11 protein-coding genes are annotated in these 17,028 nt (G+C 43.3%); 10 read left to right on the forward strand and 1 reads right to left on the reverse strand.

Annotated features, from left to right (window positions below):
• Positions 1-4: 4 nt before the first annotated feature.
• The 10 genes from gatA (at position 5) to HUJ21_RS08310 (ending at position 16,124) form a co-directional block, all read left to right on the forward strand.
• A complete protein-coding gene (gene gatA, locus HUJ21_RS08265) occupies positions 5-1,438 on the forward strand; it encodes an Asp-tRNA(Asn)/Glu-tRNA(Gln) amidotransferase subunit GatA (RefSeq protein ID WP_291368666.1) in 1,434 nt (477 codons plus the stop codon).
• 11 nt (positions 1,439-1,449) lie between these two features.
• Positions 1,450-2,841: a lytic transglycosylase domain-containing protein gene (locus tag HUJ21_RS08270; RefSeq protein WP_291368668.1), complete on the forward strand. Its 1,392-nt coding sequence runs from the start codon at positions 1,450-1,452 to the stop codon at positions 2,839-2,841.
• 82 nt (positions 2,842-2,923) lie between these two features.
• A complete protein-coding gene (locus tag HUJ21_RS08275) occupies positions 2,924-4,030 on the forward strand; it encodes a DUF4837 family protein (RefSeq protein WP_291368670.1) in 1,107 nt (368 codons plus the stop codon).
• A 36-nt stretch (positions 4,031-4,066) separates the two neighbouring features.
• A complete protein-coding gene (locus tag HUJ21_RS08280) occupies positions 4,067-6,331 on the forward strand; it encodes an NADP-dependent malic enzyme (RefSeq protein ID WP_291368672.1) in 2,265 nt (754 codons plus the stop codon).
• Positions 6,328-6,930, forward strand: coding sequence for a Holliday junction branch migration protein RuvA (gene ruvA / locus HUJ21_RS08285; protein WP_291368674.1), 603 nt, complete (start codon positions 6,328-6,330; stop codon positions 6,928-6,930). The genes HUJ21_RS08280 and ruvA overlap by 4 nt, the downstream gene beginning before the upstream one ends.
• A 94-nt stretch (positions 6,931-7,024) precedes the next feature.
• Positions 7,025-14,125 (forward strand): cell surface protein SprA, encoded by a 7,101-nt coding sequence (gene sprA, locus HUJ21_RS08290; RefSeq protein WP_291368856.1) that lies wholly within the window; start codon positions 7,025-7,027, stop codon positions 14,123-14,125.
• Positions 14,126-14,175: 50 nt separating this feature from the next.
• Positions 14,176-14,553 carry a glycine cleavage system protein GcvH gene (gene gcvH / locus HUJ21_RS08295; protein ID WP_291368676.1) on the forward strand — a complete coding sequence of 126 codons (378 nt, stop codon included), beginning with the start codon at positions 14,176-14,178 and terminating at the stop codon, positions 14,551-14,553.
• A gap of 6 nt (positions 14,554-14,559) precedes the next feature.
• On the forward strand, positions 14,560-14,940 hold the full coding sequence (locus HUJ21_RS08300; protein ID WP_291368678.1) for a VanZ family protein: 381 nt from the start codon (positions 14,560-14,562) through the stop codon (positions 14,938-14,940).
• Positions 14,941-15,011: 71 nt separating this feature from the next.
• Positions 15,012-15,686: an energy transducer TonB gene (locus HUJ21_RS08305; RefSeq protein ID WP_166143109.1), complete on the forward strand. Its 675-nt coding sequence runs from the start codon at positions 15,012-15,014 to the stop codon at positions 15,684-15,686.
• Positions 15,687-15,764: 78 nt separating this feature from the next.
• On the forward strand, positions 15,765-16,124 hold the full coding sequence (locus HUJ21_RS08310) for a DUF2237 domain-containing protein (protein ID WP_291368681.1): 360 nt from the start codon (positions 15,765-15,767) through the stop codon (positions 16,122-16,124).
• Between the two features lie 16 nt (positions 16,125-16,140).
• Here HUJ21_RS08310 and HUJ21_RS08315 read toward each other — a convergent pair whose 3' ends face one another.
• Positions 16,141-17,019 (reverse strand): YicC/YloC family endoribonuclease, encoded by an 879-nt coding sequence (locus tag HUJ21_RS08315; protein WP_291368683.1) that lies wholly within the window; start codon positions 17,017-17,019, stop codon positions 16,141-16,143.
• Between the last annotated feature and the right edge of the window lie 9 nt (positions 17,020-17,028).

Here is a 17,028-nt window from a genome sequence, read left to right on the forward strand (position 1 = left end):
CACGTTGGAAAAATTCCGCTCATTCGATGAGATAAAAAAATCGCTTGAAAATAAAGAGACAAATTGTAAAGCGATAGTAAATCATTACTTGAAAAACATTGAAACGAAGGCGCATTTAAACGCCTTCGTTGAAGTTTATGGCCCTTCGGCTTTAAAACAGGCTGAAGCCATTGATACGAAAATCGAAAATGGAAAGGCCGGTAAATTAGCCGGTATGGTGGTTGGTATCAAAGATGTACTTTGTTATCAGGGAAATACTGCCAATGCATCAAGTAAAATTCTCGAAGGATTTGAGTCGCAATTCACCGCGACAGCCATACAACGGCTTATCGATGAAGATGCGATAATTATAGGCAGGTTAAACTGTGATGAGTTTGGAATGGGATCTTCCAATGAAAACTCGGTACACGGTAAAGTGCTAAACCCCGTTGATGAAAGCCGTGTGCCTGGTGGTTCTTCAGGGGGTTCTGCTGTGGCCGTAAAAGCCAATCTATGTACCGTGTCTTTGGGAACTGACACAGGGGGATCCGTCAGACAACCTGCTGCCTTTACGGGAGTAATAGGCATTAAACCTACCTATTCCAGGGTATCCAGATTTGGTCTGATTGCCTACGCCTCATCCTTCGATACAATCGGTGTATTTTCTAACAATGTGGAAGACAACGCCCTGGTACTGGAAACCATGGCCGGTCCTGACGATTATGACAGCACATCTTCCAGGAAACCCGTACCCGCTTACAGTGGCTTACTTCATTTTGACAAACCGGCTAAAATAGCCTATCTCAAGGAGACAGTTCACTCTGAGGCTGTACAGCCGGAAATAAAACAACATACCCTGAATGTGCTGGAAAAGTTGAAAAATGAAGGGCATGAAGTGGAAGAAGTGAATTTTCCGCTTCTGGATTATGTTTTACCTACCTATTACATTCTTACCACTGCCGAAGCAAGCTCCAATTTATCCCGGTTTGATGGGGTGAAATATGGTTACCGCAGCCCAAACGCACACAATTTGGAAAGCATGTATAAACTGAGCCGGTCTGAAGGTTTTGGTGAGGAAGTGAAAAGAAGGATCATGCTGGGTACATTTGTGTTGAGTGCGAGTTATTACGATGCATATTTTACCAAAGCGCAAAAAGTAAGGAGATTAATAAAGGGATTTACAGAAGATTTATTGACTAAATTTGATTATATTGTCCTGCCGACCACACCAAGTACAGCATTTAAATTCGGGGAACATTCAAATGACCCCGTTGCCATGTACCTGGAGGATCTTTTTACAGTGCAGGCTTCTGTTTCCGGAGTGCCTTCGATATCCATCCCCAATGGAAAGGATAAAGAAGGATTGCCGATTGGTCTTCAAATTATGGCCAATTCTTTTAAAGAAGCCGAGCTGTATGCTTTTGCCAATTATTTGACTAGGTCAGGAATAAATGAATAAATATTATGGATATGAGGGAAGGATTTTTCTACAAAGTGATGGGGAGTGTTTGTATGCTAGGCTTATTTTTACAGCAGGCATCAGCACAGGATAACTCGATTTTATTGGCCAATAAGGGAGAAGAAACACAGGAAGCAGTGCTTCCTTTTTATGATTACGATCATATTCCGGATTTTACCTATGATGAAGTGGCTAAACGGGTTTCTGAAATGGAAACGGATATGCCGTTTGAATTGAATGAAACCATTTTCGCCTTTATCGATTACTTTACGGTCAGAAACAGGGATTATACCCGAATGGTTTTGGCCAGGCAGGACATGTATTTCCCCATGTTTGATGAAGCCTTATCGCGTCATGATATGCCGGAGGACATCAAATACCTGGCGATCATTGAATCCGGTTTAAACCCAAAGGCCAGGTCAAGGGTAGGGGCCTTAGGTTTATGGCAGTTTATGCCTGCTACAGGTAAAGAGTTTCAACTCTACATAAACAGCCATGTGGACGACCGTATGGATCCCGAAAAATCTACCGATGCGGCAATCCGTTACCTTAAGGCTTTAAACAAAAGGTTTAACAGTTGGGAATTGGCCCTGGCAGCTTATAATTGCGGTCCGGGAAATGTAAACAAGGCTATCAGAAGATCCGGCAAACGTACATTTTGGGGCATATACCGGTACCTTCCCCGGGAAACCAGAAGCTATATCCCACAGTTTCAAGCCATCATGTATGTATTGAGACATGCGGAAAAACATAATTTAATCCTGGAAGAACCTGCCTATGCCGTAGACTACGAAAAAGTAAATTTGGGCACTGGTTTTACTTTCGAAAATCTGGTCAAACATACGAATCTTTGTATAGAGGATCTGGAGCTATTGAATCCATCCCTTGTAAGAAGTGAAGTACCTGAGTTTAGCAAAAACATTCCTTTAAATATCCCAAAACACCAGCATACGTACGTTTCCGAGAGCCTGGATTGGCTGGTTGATTCATTGGAAATATCCAAAAAGCGTTATCTGGCTTCCTTACCGGAAAAAGAAGAAAAACCCCTTCACAATATTACCTACAGGGTTCGGTCAGGGGACGTTTTAGGAAAAATAGCCCAGAATTACGGCGTTAGTGTAACCCAGCTGAAAAGCTGGAATAGTCTGTATTCTAACACCATCCGTGTAGGTCAGGTGCTACATATTTACCAGGACAGTGATACCTTTGAAAAAAGTCTTGCCTCCCAGGAATCGGATAATGTTTCTGAAAGCGGGTCTGGAAAAATGTATACTGTACAGCCCGGAGATTCTTTATGGCTAATATCCAGAAAACTGGATGGAGTGACCATCGATCAATTGAAAAAATTGAACAACCTCAATAACAACCAGATCAAGCCCGGCCAAAAGTTAAAAATCAGTTGATTTAAACTATATTTTTAATTTAATTTTTTCCCTTTACCATTTTTCCCTAAATTAGGCCTGTTACAACAACAAACCAATAAATATGAGCATAAGAAAGTGTGTATTGGGCTTATTGACAGGAATTTTACTATTTGCTTGTGAGGGCAATGGGCCGAATGGCTCGTCAAGTAACAAGCCAAAGGCCCGGGGTTCACTAGGTGAAATCCTATTGGTAATTGACTCTGCGAAATATGCAGGCCCTGTAGGGGATGCACTAAAGGAAGTTTTTGAAGCCAGTATTCCTGGTATTATCCGTGATGAATCCATGTTTTATACCCGAAAAGTGGATCCCAGGGAGCTGACAAGAATTCTCAAGATGGCCAACAACATGGTATATGTTACCACATTTGATGATCAAAATCCCGCCAGCCGAAACATCGCCAATCAATTTACCCCTGAATCCATTGAAATGAGCAAATCTGACTCCACCTTGTTCATGCTCAGGAATAATGATGAGTTTGCCATAGGGCAGGAAGTACTTTATCTTTTTGGGGAAAATGAGGAAGAACTGATCAAAAATTTAAAATCAAACAAATCTAGACTTCAAAATCTATTCATCAATAGAGAAAGGGAGCGGCTGGCCAAAGCATTATTCAACAGAAAAAACAGTGAGGCAATTGTAAAATCCGCAGAAAAATTTGGCATCACCCTCAATCTGCCGGCCTCCTACCAGTTAGCAATGGAAGAAGGAAATTTTTTATGGTACAGACAGCCAACCCTTAGGCCCGACAAGCCTGACATCAGCCTGTTTTTCTATCAAACAGATTATACCGATGAAGCGCAGCTTTTCCCCGAAAACATCATCAAGTTTAGAGATGAAATCACCAAAACACGTATTTTCGGAGATCCGGCCAAGAAAGAATCCTATATCGTTACCGAAAGGCTTGAACCACCGGTTTTTAAAAACACCCAAATAGATGGCCAATATAGTGTGGAAATGAGAGGTGCCTGGAAAACCAACAATCTTTCCATGGGCGGGTCCTTTCTGTCCTACACCGTCGTCGATGAGGAGCAGGGTAAAATCTTTTATATAGAGGGTTTTGTCTATTATCCCAATGAAGCACACAGGTCTTCCTTAAGAGAAATTGAGACCATTCTAAATGCCACCGAATTTTCCACCGAGTTTGAGAATAGCCCCGAAGAAAACTAAATACCGCTTGTATCATTTTTCCCCAGACGCTACATCATGAAGATAAGAAAAGAAGATGCCTTACAATACCACCAATTCAAAAAACCGGGAAAAATTGAGGTAATCCCTTCTAAACCACTCTCCAGCCAACTAGATCTGGCACTGGCTTACTCTCCCGGTGTAGCAGAACCTTGCAAAGCCATTCAGGAAGTCCCGGATGATATTTACAAGTATACCGCCAAGGGAAACCTTGTAGCGGTTATATCCAATGGCACAGCCGTACTGGGTTTGGGAAATATAGGACCGGCAGCTTCGAAACCGGTAATGGAAGGTAAAGGTGTACTGTTCAAAAAATTTGCCGGCATTGATGTTTTTGACCTGGAAATTGATGAAAACGATCCCGAAAGCCTGATAAAAATCATCCGGTCACTGGAGCCTACATTTGGGGGCATTAATCTGGAAGATATCAAAGCTCCTGAATGTTTCATCATCGAGAAAAAATTAAAAGAGCTGATGAACATACCGGTCATGCATGATGACCAGCATGGAACGGCCATTATTTCAGGAGCGGCCTTACTGAATGCCCTGGAAATGATCGGCAAAAAAATTGAAGACATCAAACTGGTGGTAAGTGGTGCAGGGGCAGCGGCCATTTCCTGTGCCCGGTTTTATGTAGGATTGGGTGTACGCTTAGAAAATCTTGTCATGTGTGACATAGAAGGTGTCATCAGGCAGGACAGGCCCGGTCTTACCGAGATACACAAAATGTTTGCCACCGACAAAGATTTTCATCATATCAGCGAAGCCATGGTGGGTGCAGATGTATTTTTGGGGCTATCGGCAGGTAACATTATCAGTCAGGAACAGGTGCAGACCATGGCAGACAACCCCATCGTATTTGCCCTGGCAAACCCTACCCCGGAGATCAGTTATACAGAGGCCATGGCGGCCCGAAAGGACATCATCATGGCTACTGGCAGATCTGATTTTCCCAATCAGGTCAATAATGTGATTGGATTTCCTTACATCTTCAGGGGAGCACTGGACGTGAGAGCCACCGGTATCAATGAAGAAATGAAACTGGCAGCAGCTTATGCCATCGCCAACCTGGCCAAAGAACCAGTTCCAGACATTGTCAACAAAGCCTATGGGGAATCCAAGCTGGCTTTTGGCAAAACCTATCTGATCCCAAAACCACTTGATCCCAGATTGATCACCACCATAGCACCTGCAGTAGCCAAAGCGGCCATGGATTCAGGAGTGGCGAAAACCCATATACAGGATTGGGGAGCCTATGAACTTGACTTGCAGGAAAGAATAGGCATTGACCAAAGATTGATGTCACGCGTCATAACCAGGGCCAAAAAAGACCCCAAACGCGTGGTATTTGCAGAAGCGGACAATACCAAAATACTTAAAGCAGCGCAACTTATACGGGATGAAAAAATTGGGGAACCAATTCTGTTGGGCAACAAACAAAAAATCAAAAAGCTGATCAAAGTCAATTCCCTGGACCTGGAGGATGTTTTGGTAATAGACCCCAACGAAGAAAAGGTGAAATTAAGGAAGTTTGGTGAAATCCTCTATGACAAACGAAAACGCAAGGGATTAACGCCTTATGAATCCAGGAAACTGATGAAAGACCGAAATTATTTTGGGGCAATGATGGTGGAAACAGGTGAGGCAGATGCCCTGATATCCGGACTCACCAAAGACTACCCCCGAACCATTTTACCCTCTTTGCACATCATAGGCGTAAAAAAAGGAGTGGATAAAGTGGCCGGGATGTACATCATGAACTCTGATAAAGGGCCTTTTTTCTTTGCAGATACCACTGTTAACGAGAATCCAAGCGCAGATGAGTTGGTGGAAATCATTGGACTGACCGCCAATGGCGTACGGTTTTTTGACATTGATCCAAAAGTTGCCATCCTTTCTTTTTCTAATTTTGGTTCGGCAAAAGGAGATGTTCCCACCAAAACTGCCACGGCTACGCTGAAGGCAAAGGCCCGTTTTCCTGAATTGGTGATTGAGGGAGAAATGCAGGCCAATGTCGCCTTGGATGAAAATATCCAAAAGGAAAATTATCCATTTAGCGCATTGATCAACAATAAGGCCAATACCTTGATATTTCCGGATCTTGCTTCCGGAAATATCGCTTACAAATTGGTGGCGGAAATAGGCAATGCAGAGGCCATCGGCCCCATACTTTTAGGAATGAATAAATCCGTCCATGTTCTGCAACTGGGTAGCTCCGTTCGTGAAATTGTAAATATGGTAGCCATAGCAGTCGTGGATGCCCAAAGCATTGAGTCCATATGATAGCCTATTTAAAGGGAAAGCTAGCACATAAAGACCCCACTTATGTGATTATTGATATCCAGGGGCTGGGCTATGAAGTCAAAATCTCCCTCACCACCTATGGCCTGGTCAAGGATGAAGAAGAGATCATGCTACATACTTATTTGCATATCAAAGAAGATGCACACACCCTGTTTGGCTTTAAGGAAGCCTCAGAAAAGAAAGCTTTTTTAGCGCTGATTTCTATCAATGGGGTTGGACCCAATACCGGACTGATGATATTGTCCTCCCTGACCGTTGAAGAACTGGAACAAGCCATTCTCCACAACGACCATGCTACCATTCAAAGGGTTAAAGGAATCGGCGCCAAAACTGCACAGAGAATTGTTCTTGAGCTAAAAGATAAAATCAAAAAAGAAGGAATGACGGCCAGTGAAGGATCGGCAAGCGGCTTTATCCAAAACAGCAATAAATTAAAACAGGAAGCGTTACAAGCCTTGATCACACTGGGGTTTACCAAAGCCCAGGCAGAAAAAAATATCACTACGGTATTGAAAAAAAGTGGTCCCGATGTTTCATTGGAAGCATTAATTAAAGCATCTTTAAAGTCTTCATCATAAACGAGCAACATTGACCTTTACTTTCTCAAATATTTTTTGGAGAATAAAGTCATTTCATCAGCACATCATTCTTTTTGGGGGAATGTTTTGCCTGATGTTCGGCATGTCCTTGTCCGGGGCTCATGCTTTTCAGGAGCCTGCCACAAACCCCACAGACTCCTTACCAGACCGCCTGGATACCTTGTCCAAAAGAAAGGATTTGCCATCTTTTCTACTATGGGATGATTTGAATACCAATCCCCTGTATCCTTCCCAAAATCCTTTTCTTCAAAAGCAATCCCCCTTCCTTCTCCGGCCCCAGAGAAACCAAAGAATTGAAGTGGAAGTAGATACAGCAGTAAGGTACAGGATCTATCAAAATCAGGATTCAGCGGCCCTGGATCCAGGGTATTCCCTGGATTTTGAGGATTATTCCCGCATGCAGGAGTTACGCATCAGACAGGAATACTGGAGGAACAGGTCCCGGGGGCTTGATGGAGAAAGTGCTGTAGGGGGAAGAGGATTGATCCCTCCGATTACAATGAGTCCCACCTTTGACAGGATTTTTGGAGGAAGTGAAATCACCATTGTTCCAACCGGGAATGTTAACCTGGATTTTGGAGGCATATTCCGCAGAATTGATAACCCGTCCATACCCATCAGGCAGCAAAGAAACGGTGGCTTTAATTTTAACCAGCAAATCCAAATGAGCGTCAACGGCATGCTGGGTCAGAAGGTGCGTATCGGTGCGAATTTTGACAGCAATAATTCTTTTGATTTTGAAAATCAACTCAAAGTCGAATATGCCGGCTTTGAAGAAGATATTTTAAAAACCATTGAAATCGGTAACGTCAGCATGCCGGTTCAAAACAGCCTGATCCAGGGAGCTCAAAACCTTTTTGGCGTAAAAACCCAAATGCAGTTTGGCAAGCTTTTCATGACTACAGTAGCCTCTACCCAAAGAGGGAGAAGGGATGAAATAGTACTCGAAGGAGGGAATCAGGGAAGGCCATTTGAAGTAAGGGCATCGGCTTATGATGAAAACAGGCATTTTTTCCTGAGCCATTTTTTTCGCAATAATTTTGAAAGGTGGTTAAGGGGATTGCCTCAAGTGCTTTCCGGGGTGCAAATAACCCGGGTAGAGGTATATATCATGAACAGGGCCAATAACACGCAGACGCTAAGAAACTTCGCTGCCTTCATGGACCTGGGAGAAGGACAGCGGATCTATAATCCGGAAAATCCGGGAATAGGCCAGGGAAACCCCCAATCTCCTGCTGCCAATGGTGCCAATGAATTGTTCAATACCCTTAGGAACAACACGGCCTACAGGGATTTTGAGACCGCTGCCAATGCCATCAGTACGGATTTGGGACTGGAAAGAGGAGTGGAATTTGAACAAATCAACGGTGCCCGTAAACTGGCAGAAAACGAATATACCTTTCACCGGCAGCTGGGGTATCTCAGCTTATCCAGAAAACTTCAAAACGATGAGGTCATTGCCGTTTCTTACGAATACACCTATAATGGTCAGAGCTATAAGGTAGGTGAATTGACGGAAGACTATCAAAACAGGCCGGAAGACAATGTGATCTTCCTCAAAATGCTGCGACCAGCCAGGATCAACACCCGTATCCCAACCTGGGACCTGATGATGAAAAACATTTACAACCTGAATGCCAACCAAATTCAGAAAGAGGGCTTTCAGCTTCAAATCATTTACCGGGATGACCGAACAGGCCTGGACAACCCAAGTTTATTGGAGGGGCAGAATGTCAAGGATATTCCCCTTATCCGCCTGCTTAAACTGGACAACTTAAATCCGCAGAATGATCCCCAACCTGATGGTAATTTTGACTATGTGCAGGGGCTAACCATCGTTCCGGATCAAGGTTTGGTTATTTTTCCGGTTTTAGAGCCATTTGGAAGCACACTTGAAGAAAATTTCCTCCCTTCTGAAGTCAACCTTAAGGAAAAGTTTGTCTATGACACCCTCTACCGTACCACCCAGGCAGATGCTGAACTGGTCACCCGGCTGAACAAATACTTTCTTAAGGGAAGCTTTACATCAGGTTCTGCGTCTGAAATCATGCTGCCCGGACTCAATATCAGTGAAGGCTCCGTATTGGTCACTGCAGGAAATATCCCGCTAACGGAAGGAGTAGATTACACAGTAGATTACAATATTGGACGGGTAGTGATCATTAATGAAGGTATCCTTCAATCGGGGAAAAGGATCAGTGTCAGTTTTGAAAAAGCCGATCTGGTATCCTTTCAAACCCGAAGCTTGTTAGGCACCCGTCTGGATTACATGGTCAATGAAAACTTCAACATAGGAGGAACCTTTCTTTACCTGAATGAACGGCCCAATATTTCCAGAATTGCCACCGGTAACGAGACCTTGAGAAATTCCTTGTGGGGCCTTGACGTGAATTATGATGAGGAATCTCTGTTTCTTACCAAACTGGCCGACGCCCTTCCATTTACAGAGACCAAGGAGGCCTCATTGGTGCAATTCAATGGGGAATTTGCACATCTGATACCGGGCACCTCCAACCAGGTAGATGGAGAAGGAGCTTCCTACATTGATGATTTTGAAACGGCCATCATTCCCTTTAATCTGGGTTCAGCTCCCCAGAACTGGAACCTGGCCACCACTCCCGCCACCGACGACAATGAATTTGACTTAAGTCAGCAGACAGAAGACCGATTGGGCAATGCCTACAAAAGAGCCCGGCTTTCCTGGTATACCATAGATAATGTATTTTATCGGCCTGCGGGTCGAGGGGTCCCTCCCAACATCACCAATGATGACCGGAGAAATCATTATGTCAGAAGGGTTTTGCCCCAGGAAATTTTCAGGGGAAGAAACAGGGATGTATTGATTACGCCTGAACCTCTCTTTGAAATGGCCTATTTCCCCCATGAACGGGGCATGTATAATTTCAATCCAGCTCTGGATGCATCAGGCTTATTGCCCAACCCCAGAGAAAATTATGGCGGGGTGACCAGGGCCATTACTTCGGAAGTAGATTTCGACAGAACCAATATCGAATACATAGAATTCTGGCTGATGGACCCTTTTATTTCAGGGCCAAATGGCAGGGTATTGGATGGTATTTTCAATGAAAACAATACCACCGGAGGCAAATTGGTATTCAATTTGGGAGAAATATCCGAGGATGTAATCGTCGACGGCAGGCATGCCTTTGAAAATGGCCTCCCTGCCGATGGTTCTGAAGACAGAACAACTGCCAATGAATGGGGCAGAATCACCAATCAGCAATTTCTGACCCCTGCATTTGACAATTCACCTGAAGCCAGGGAAAATCAGGATGTGGGGCTGAACGGATTAAGCAATACTGAAGAAGCTTCATTTTACGAAGATCGATTCCTCAACAGGCTGAACGTGACCCCTCAGGCGATGGAATCGATCATGGAAGATCCCGCCGCTGATAATTTCCAATATTACCTGGATGAAGAATTTGATCAGAATGATGTTAAAATCCTGGAGAGATATAAAAAATTCAATGGACTGGAAGGCAATACACCCATCACCGCCAACACCAACCTGGCCTACACGCCATCAGGATCCAATGTACCGGACAATGAGGATCTGAACAATGACAATACCATCAACGAAGTAGAAAGTTACTACGAGTATGAGATTGACCTTCGCCCCAGTGGTCTTGAGGTGGGAGAAAACAATATTGTAGACCGTGTCACTCATGTGGAAAATGGTGAAGAGGTGGATTGGTACCTCTTCCGTATTCCGGTAAGGCAACCTGACGCTACCTATGGGAATATTTCCGGTTTTAAATCTATCCGTTTTATCCGAACCTACCTCACCGACTTCCAGCAGCCCGTGGTATTGAGAATGGGCCAATTCAGGTTGGTTGGTAGTCAATGGCGAATTTTCCAGGAATCCCTTTTTGATAAAACTTTTTCCGAAATTCCCGAACCTGATAATTCAAATTTCACAGTAGGTGTTGTTAATATTGAAGAAAACGGACAGGGAAGTGAAAATCAAAGTCCTTATGTTTTGCCGCCCGGGATTTTCAGAGACAGGGACAACACCTCCACCGTAGAACGACAACTAAACGAACAATCCCTGAGACTTTGTGTAGAAAACCTGCAAAGCAGGGATTCCAGGGCTGTATTTAAAAATGTAAGCCAGGATCTGGTGCAATATGGCAGGCTCAAAATGTTTCTCCATGCCCATAGCCAGGATGCCAATGACGGAGAGTTGACGGGTTTTTTGAGAATAGGAACCGATTATACGGACAATTATTATGAAATAGAAGTCCCCTTATTTATCACACCTTCAGGAACGCGGGACCCCAGGCAGATCTGGCCTTTGGAAAACGAAATCGATATCGGAATAGATGAAATAGTTGGGGTAAAAGCAGAAAGGGACAACAACCAGCGACCCCAAAACCTCCCCTACTCCATCCAGGTGCGGCAATATAAAGTAACCGTGGTGGGACGCCCTGAACTGAACTTTATCCAGGGCATGATGATAGGTATCCGAAATCCGGGAAATACAGGAGGGGTCAGCAAATCTGTATGTGTTTGGGCCAATGAATTACGGGCAACAGACTTTAACAAATCTTCAGGATGGGCTGCCAATGCCAGATTAAACGCCCAAATAGCTGATGTGGCAACAGTTTCATCCTCCATCAGGCACAATACCTTTGGTTTTGGCGGACTGGAAACCCGGCTTTCGGAAAGGGCCAGAGAGGCTACTACCCAGTACGATATCTCGGCAAATATCAATGTGGACAAAATATTACCAAAAGGATTGGGCGTTAGTATCCCCATGTACATCAGTGTGGAAAATTCCACTACCAAACCAGAATTTGATCCGTTAAATCCCGATGTTCCTTTTGAAATAGCATTACAAAAATTTCAGTCAGATGCAGAGCGGGAAGCTTATCAAAACCTGGTCCTGGACCAGTCCAAACGGAAAAATTTCAGCCTGAACAATGTAAGGAAGATAAAGAATCCCGATAAAGAAACTAACCGGCTATATGACCTGGAAAATTTCTCGTTTTCTTATGCCTACGGCTCCGTCAAGCAAAGCAATATTCAGTTGGAAAGCTATAATTTTGAAACCTATAGAGGGAGTATCGCCTACAGCTATCAGCCTGATCCACTTATCGTAGAACCATTTAAGCAAATGGGCTTTCTGAGAAGTGACCACCTGCAGTTGATCCGGGATTTTAACATCAACTTTGCGCCAAGCCTTGTTTCTGCAAGGTTAGATGTAGACCGGAGGTTTATGCGTACCCAAAACCGCAACGACCAGCTGAGTACCGCAGGGGTGGATCCACTTTTTCAAAAAAGCTTTTACATCAACCGTTTTTACAGCCTCAATTGGGACCTTACCGAAAACCTGTCCTTCGATGTCAATTCCAGCGTCAATGCCATAGTGGACGAACCTGAAGGAGACCTGGATACCGAAGGCAAATTGGATTCCTTGCGAAACAACATCAAAAACCTGGGAAGAACCACCAACTACAACCAGCAGGCTGTGGCCAACTACAGGTTACCGCTGGACAAATCCCCCCTCACCAACTGGATCAGTGCAGATTTGAGGTATGAGGCGACCTACAGCTGGATTACCGGAGCCATAGGGCAAAAGGATACCCTGGGAAATGTCATTCAGAATACAAGAGACAGATCAATCTCAGGCAAATTGGATTTGGTACAACTGTACAACAAAAACAAACGACTCAATGCCCTGAATGCACCTAAACGACCGAATATACCCGGAAGACCCGCTCCTCAAAATACCAATGCTGAAGAAGCGGGAGATGAAGAGGAAGAAAAGGTAATTTCAACCGAAGGATTTGGAGCTGAATTATTGAGATTTCTGATGATGGTTAAAGAAGTCAATTTCAGTTACCGAATTACGGAGGGTACATTTCTGCCTGGATACCTGCCCAACACAGGGCTATTCGGTTTGGACAGGAGCTTTTTGAACCCTGGTTTGGGTTTCCTTCTGGGAAGCCAAAACAGCGATATCAGATTTGATCTGGCCAATCGTGGTGTTTTGGCGGCCAGTACCTCCCTTACCCAGGCATTTCGCCAGAATCAATCAAAAAACCTACAGATTAGCTCATTGGTTGAGCCATTAAAGGACTTTAGAATTACACTGACCCTTCGGAAGAGAGAAAATGGAGATTACAGCGAAATATTCAGAAGAACCGGGCCCGGTACAGAAGATTTTACTTCGGTAAACCCAAACCGGATGGGATCCTACAGCATCAGCTATAACGTTTTAAAAACGGTATTTAAACGGCAGGACACGCAAAATGTCTCCCCTCTTTTTACAGACTTTGAAAATTACCGAAGCATCATTCAATCCCGGCTGGAAGCAGAAAATCCCGGTGGGGCCTATGAAATAAACGGTCAGAACGTATTGATCCCGGCATTTCTGGCCGCCTATTCCGGGAAGACCGCTTCTGCAATAGACTTGAATCCATTTCCTAAATTCCCCTTACCAAACTGGAGGGTGGAATACCGTGGTTTGGCAAGGCTTCCGGCCTTAAGTGACTATTTCTCTTCCATTAACCTGACCCATAATTATGAATCCGATTATGAGGTTAGTAATTTCTCCAATGCCCTGATTTATCAGGAAGGTTTGGAACTGTACAACACACTCCAGCAACTTCCCTTGCCCAGTATGACAGACGAATTCGGTTCTTATATACCCATCTTTATTTTAAATGATGTGGTAATTTCAGAGAGATTTGCACCCCTTATCGGTGTGGATTTGCTCACCAAAGACCGCATGAACATCAGTTTTGAATACAATACGGAAAGGAATATCGGTTTGAATTTTTCCAACGCCCAGGTAACCGAACAAAACAGCCAGGATTTTCGCTTTAATCTGGGCTATACCAAGGCAGGGGTGAAAGTACCATTCAAGATACAGGGCCGGCAGGAAGTGCTCAACAATGACCTTACCATTAGGATTTCTACCAGCATAGTGGATACCAATACCGTACAAAGAAAACTTGAAGGTGAAAGCACCCTCACCAATGGAAACCTTAACATACAGCTGAGGCCTAGTATAGGATATGTGGTCAATCAAAAACTTAACATTCAATTTTACTTCGACCGAACAATCAATGATCCTAAAGTATCCACCGCATTCCGCAGAAGTTCTACTTCATTTGGCGGCCAATTGACATTTAATTTGAGTGAATAATTTTGTCCTATCCAGAATCATCGTATTTTTGAACCGTTAACTGATAAAAAATGAATTTTCCAAAAGAACTACAATACACCAAAGACCATGAATGGGTCAGCCTTGAAGGAAATATTGCTACTGTGGGTATCACGGACTTTGCCCAGAAAGAATTGGGCGATATTGTTTTTGTAGAAGTCGATACAGTAGGCGAAAGTCTGGAAACAGGTGAAATTTTTGGCACGGTGGAGGCAGTAAAAACCGTTTCTGATCTTTTTATGCCCCTAACCGGTGAGGTTGTGGAATTGAATGAGCAGTTGGAAGCTTCACCTGAATTGGTCAATGATGATCCTTATGGAGCGGGCTGGATGATCAAAATCAAAATAGAAGAAGGTACTTCTCTTTCCCTGTTATCTCCTGAAGAGTACATGGCTATTATTGGACAATAGGTCGTTTTGAAGCATCCATTGTTTCCTGCTGTGATCTGGTCACTTGGCATGGTGTATGCCTTGTTTAGTCCGGGCAGTGAAGTACCGGATATCCCGAAATTCTACGGGTCGGATAAATTGATCCATTTTGGCATGTTTTCAGGTATGGCTTTCTTATGGAACAGGGTCATCAGATGGCAACTTCCGGATGAAAGCAAGAAAAAACAAAGAAAGTTTACTAATTACTTAGTTTTATGGATTTTTATTGCTATCTTTACAGAGTACTTGCAAATACTAGTGCCCGGAAGGTCTTTTGACTATCTGGATATTGTGACCAATATATTGGGGGGAACTATCGGAACAATTATTTTTGTTTACGTGAATAAGAAGAGTAGCATTCTTGTATAAATAAAAATAATTTGTTATGATTGTTACTTGTAAATTAAAAGCTGAATCAACAAATTAAAAGGAGTTATAACATGGAAGCTAAAAAGACACCCAAAGCTGATCTGACCAAGAAAACAGGCATGTTCCTGAACCTTGGCTTGATGGTCAGTGTCGGTCTGGTTCTATTTGCCTTTGAATACAGGTCCTATGACGATGGCCTGCTCAAAGATTTGGGATCGATCGATGATGATTTTGAAGAATTGCTGGATATTCCAATTACGGAACAACCACCACCACCGCCACCACCAGTGGAACAACCTGAAATCAAGGAAATCCCTGATGAAGTGGAGATTGAAGAAAAGATTGAGGTAAATTTCGATGTTGATGTGCAGGAAGAAACTGTAATCAAGGAAGTTGAGATTGCAGAAGCGCCAGTTGAAGAGAAAGCTGACGAGATTTTTGACGTGGTGGAAAACATGCCTACTCCTCCAGGAGGGATGGAAGGTTGGAATAAGTACTTATCCAAAAACCTAAAATACCCGACTCAGGCAAGAAGGATGGGCATAGAAGGTACCGTGTACGTTGTATTCGTCGTTAATACAGATGGTTCCATACAAGATGTAGATATCCTTAGGGGAATTGGTGGCGGATGCGATGAGGAAGCCATGAGAGTTGTTAGGAATGCTCCCGCATGGGAACCAGGAAGACAAAGAGGACGTCCTGTAAGGGTAAAAATGAGATTACCTATCAGGTTCCAATTGAGTTAATTAAATTCCATTGATAATCAGTTAAAAATGCCATAGATATCCCATCTATGGCATTTTTTATTTAATCCACAGCTATCTATGGCTAATAATGTTTTCGGACAACCCCTTACTCCCTGCTGTTTTAAGCCGGTAACAGGGTACTTTAGAGATGGTTATTGCAGGACAGGAAAGGGAGATACAGGTACCCATACTGTCTGTGCTATCATGACTGAAGCTTTTCTTGAATTTAGCCAATCAGTAGGAAATGACCTAAGCAAACCCAGACCGGAATTTGATTTTCCCGGATTAAAACCGGGTGATCAATGGTGCCTCTGCCTGACACGATGGATTCAGGCTTATCATGCAGGAGTTGCTCCCAAAGTTGTGCTTGAAGCTACACATGAAAAAAGTCTGGATCTTATTGATTTACAAGAATTGATTAAATTTGCAGCCAGGTAAAGTCCCGACTGCCTTGTTAAAGAATATTTAAAGCCTGTTCTTTTATCTTTTCCAATTCGTCCTTCATGTTGATTACATGGTGTTGTATAGCTGCATCATTGGCCTTGGACCCGATGGTATTGATTTCCCTTCCCATTTCCTGACTTACGAAACCCATTTTCTTGCCTTCCGAACGACCGGAATCCAAAACAGTGGCAAAAAGCTTCAGGTGTGCATCCAGTCGTACTATCTCTTCTGAAATATCAAGTTTTTCAAAATAATAAATCAGTTCCTGTTCAAACCTGTTTTCATCAAATGCTTGCTCTTTCACCCAGTCTGAAAAGTTATTTTTTATTTTATTTACCAAACGCTCTTTACGTTTGGGGACCAATTCCTGAATATGCTCAAGGCTTCCTTCGATTAAATGTAAACTTTCCCTGAATTTTCTCATCAATACATCCCCCTCTTTTCTGCGGAAATCATCACAATCCTGCAAGGCATTTTCCAATACTTCTTTTACTTTCTCCCAGGAGGCTATTGAATCTGATTTTTCGGTGTTGGATAAAATCACATTGGGAGATTGCAGTGCCAGTTTAAACAACTCAGGTGTTTCTATCCGCACAGATTTGGCCATATCTGAATATTTCCGAACATATTTCTCAAACAATTCCTCCTGAATCACTATAGGGAGCTCGTCTTCTTTTTTGGAAATGAAATCTACCGAAACATTCACTTTCCCTCTTTCCAGGACAGCAGACACCAAGGTTTTTACCTCTGTTTCTTTATCTGAAAACTGTTTTGGAGATCTGAAACTGAGATCAAGAAACTTGGAATTGAGGGTTTTGACTTCAACCTGAATGGAATAATCCTGGTCCTCAAAGGCTGCAAGACCAAAACCTGTCATTGATTTTATCATCTAAAAAAG

This window comes from Cyclobacterium sp., assembly GCF_014762705.1.
Lineage (GTDB): Bacteria > Bacteroidota > Bacteroidia > Cytophagales > Cyclobacteriaceae > Cyclobacterium.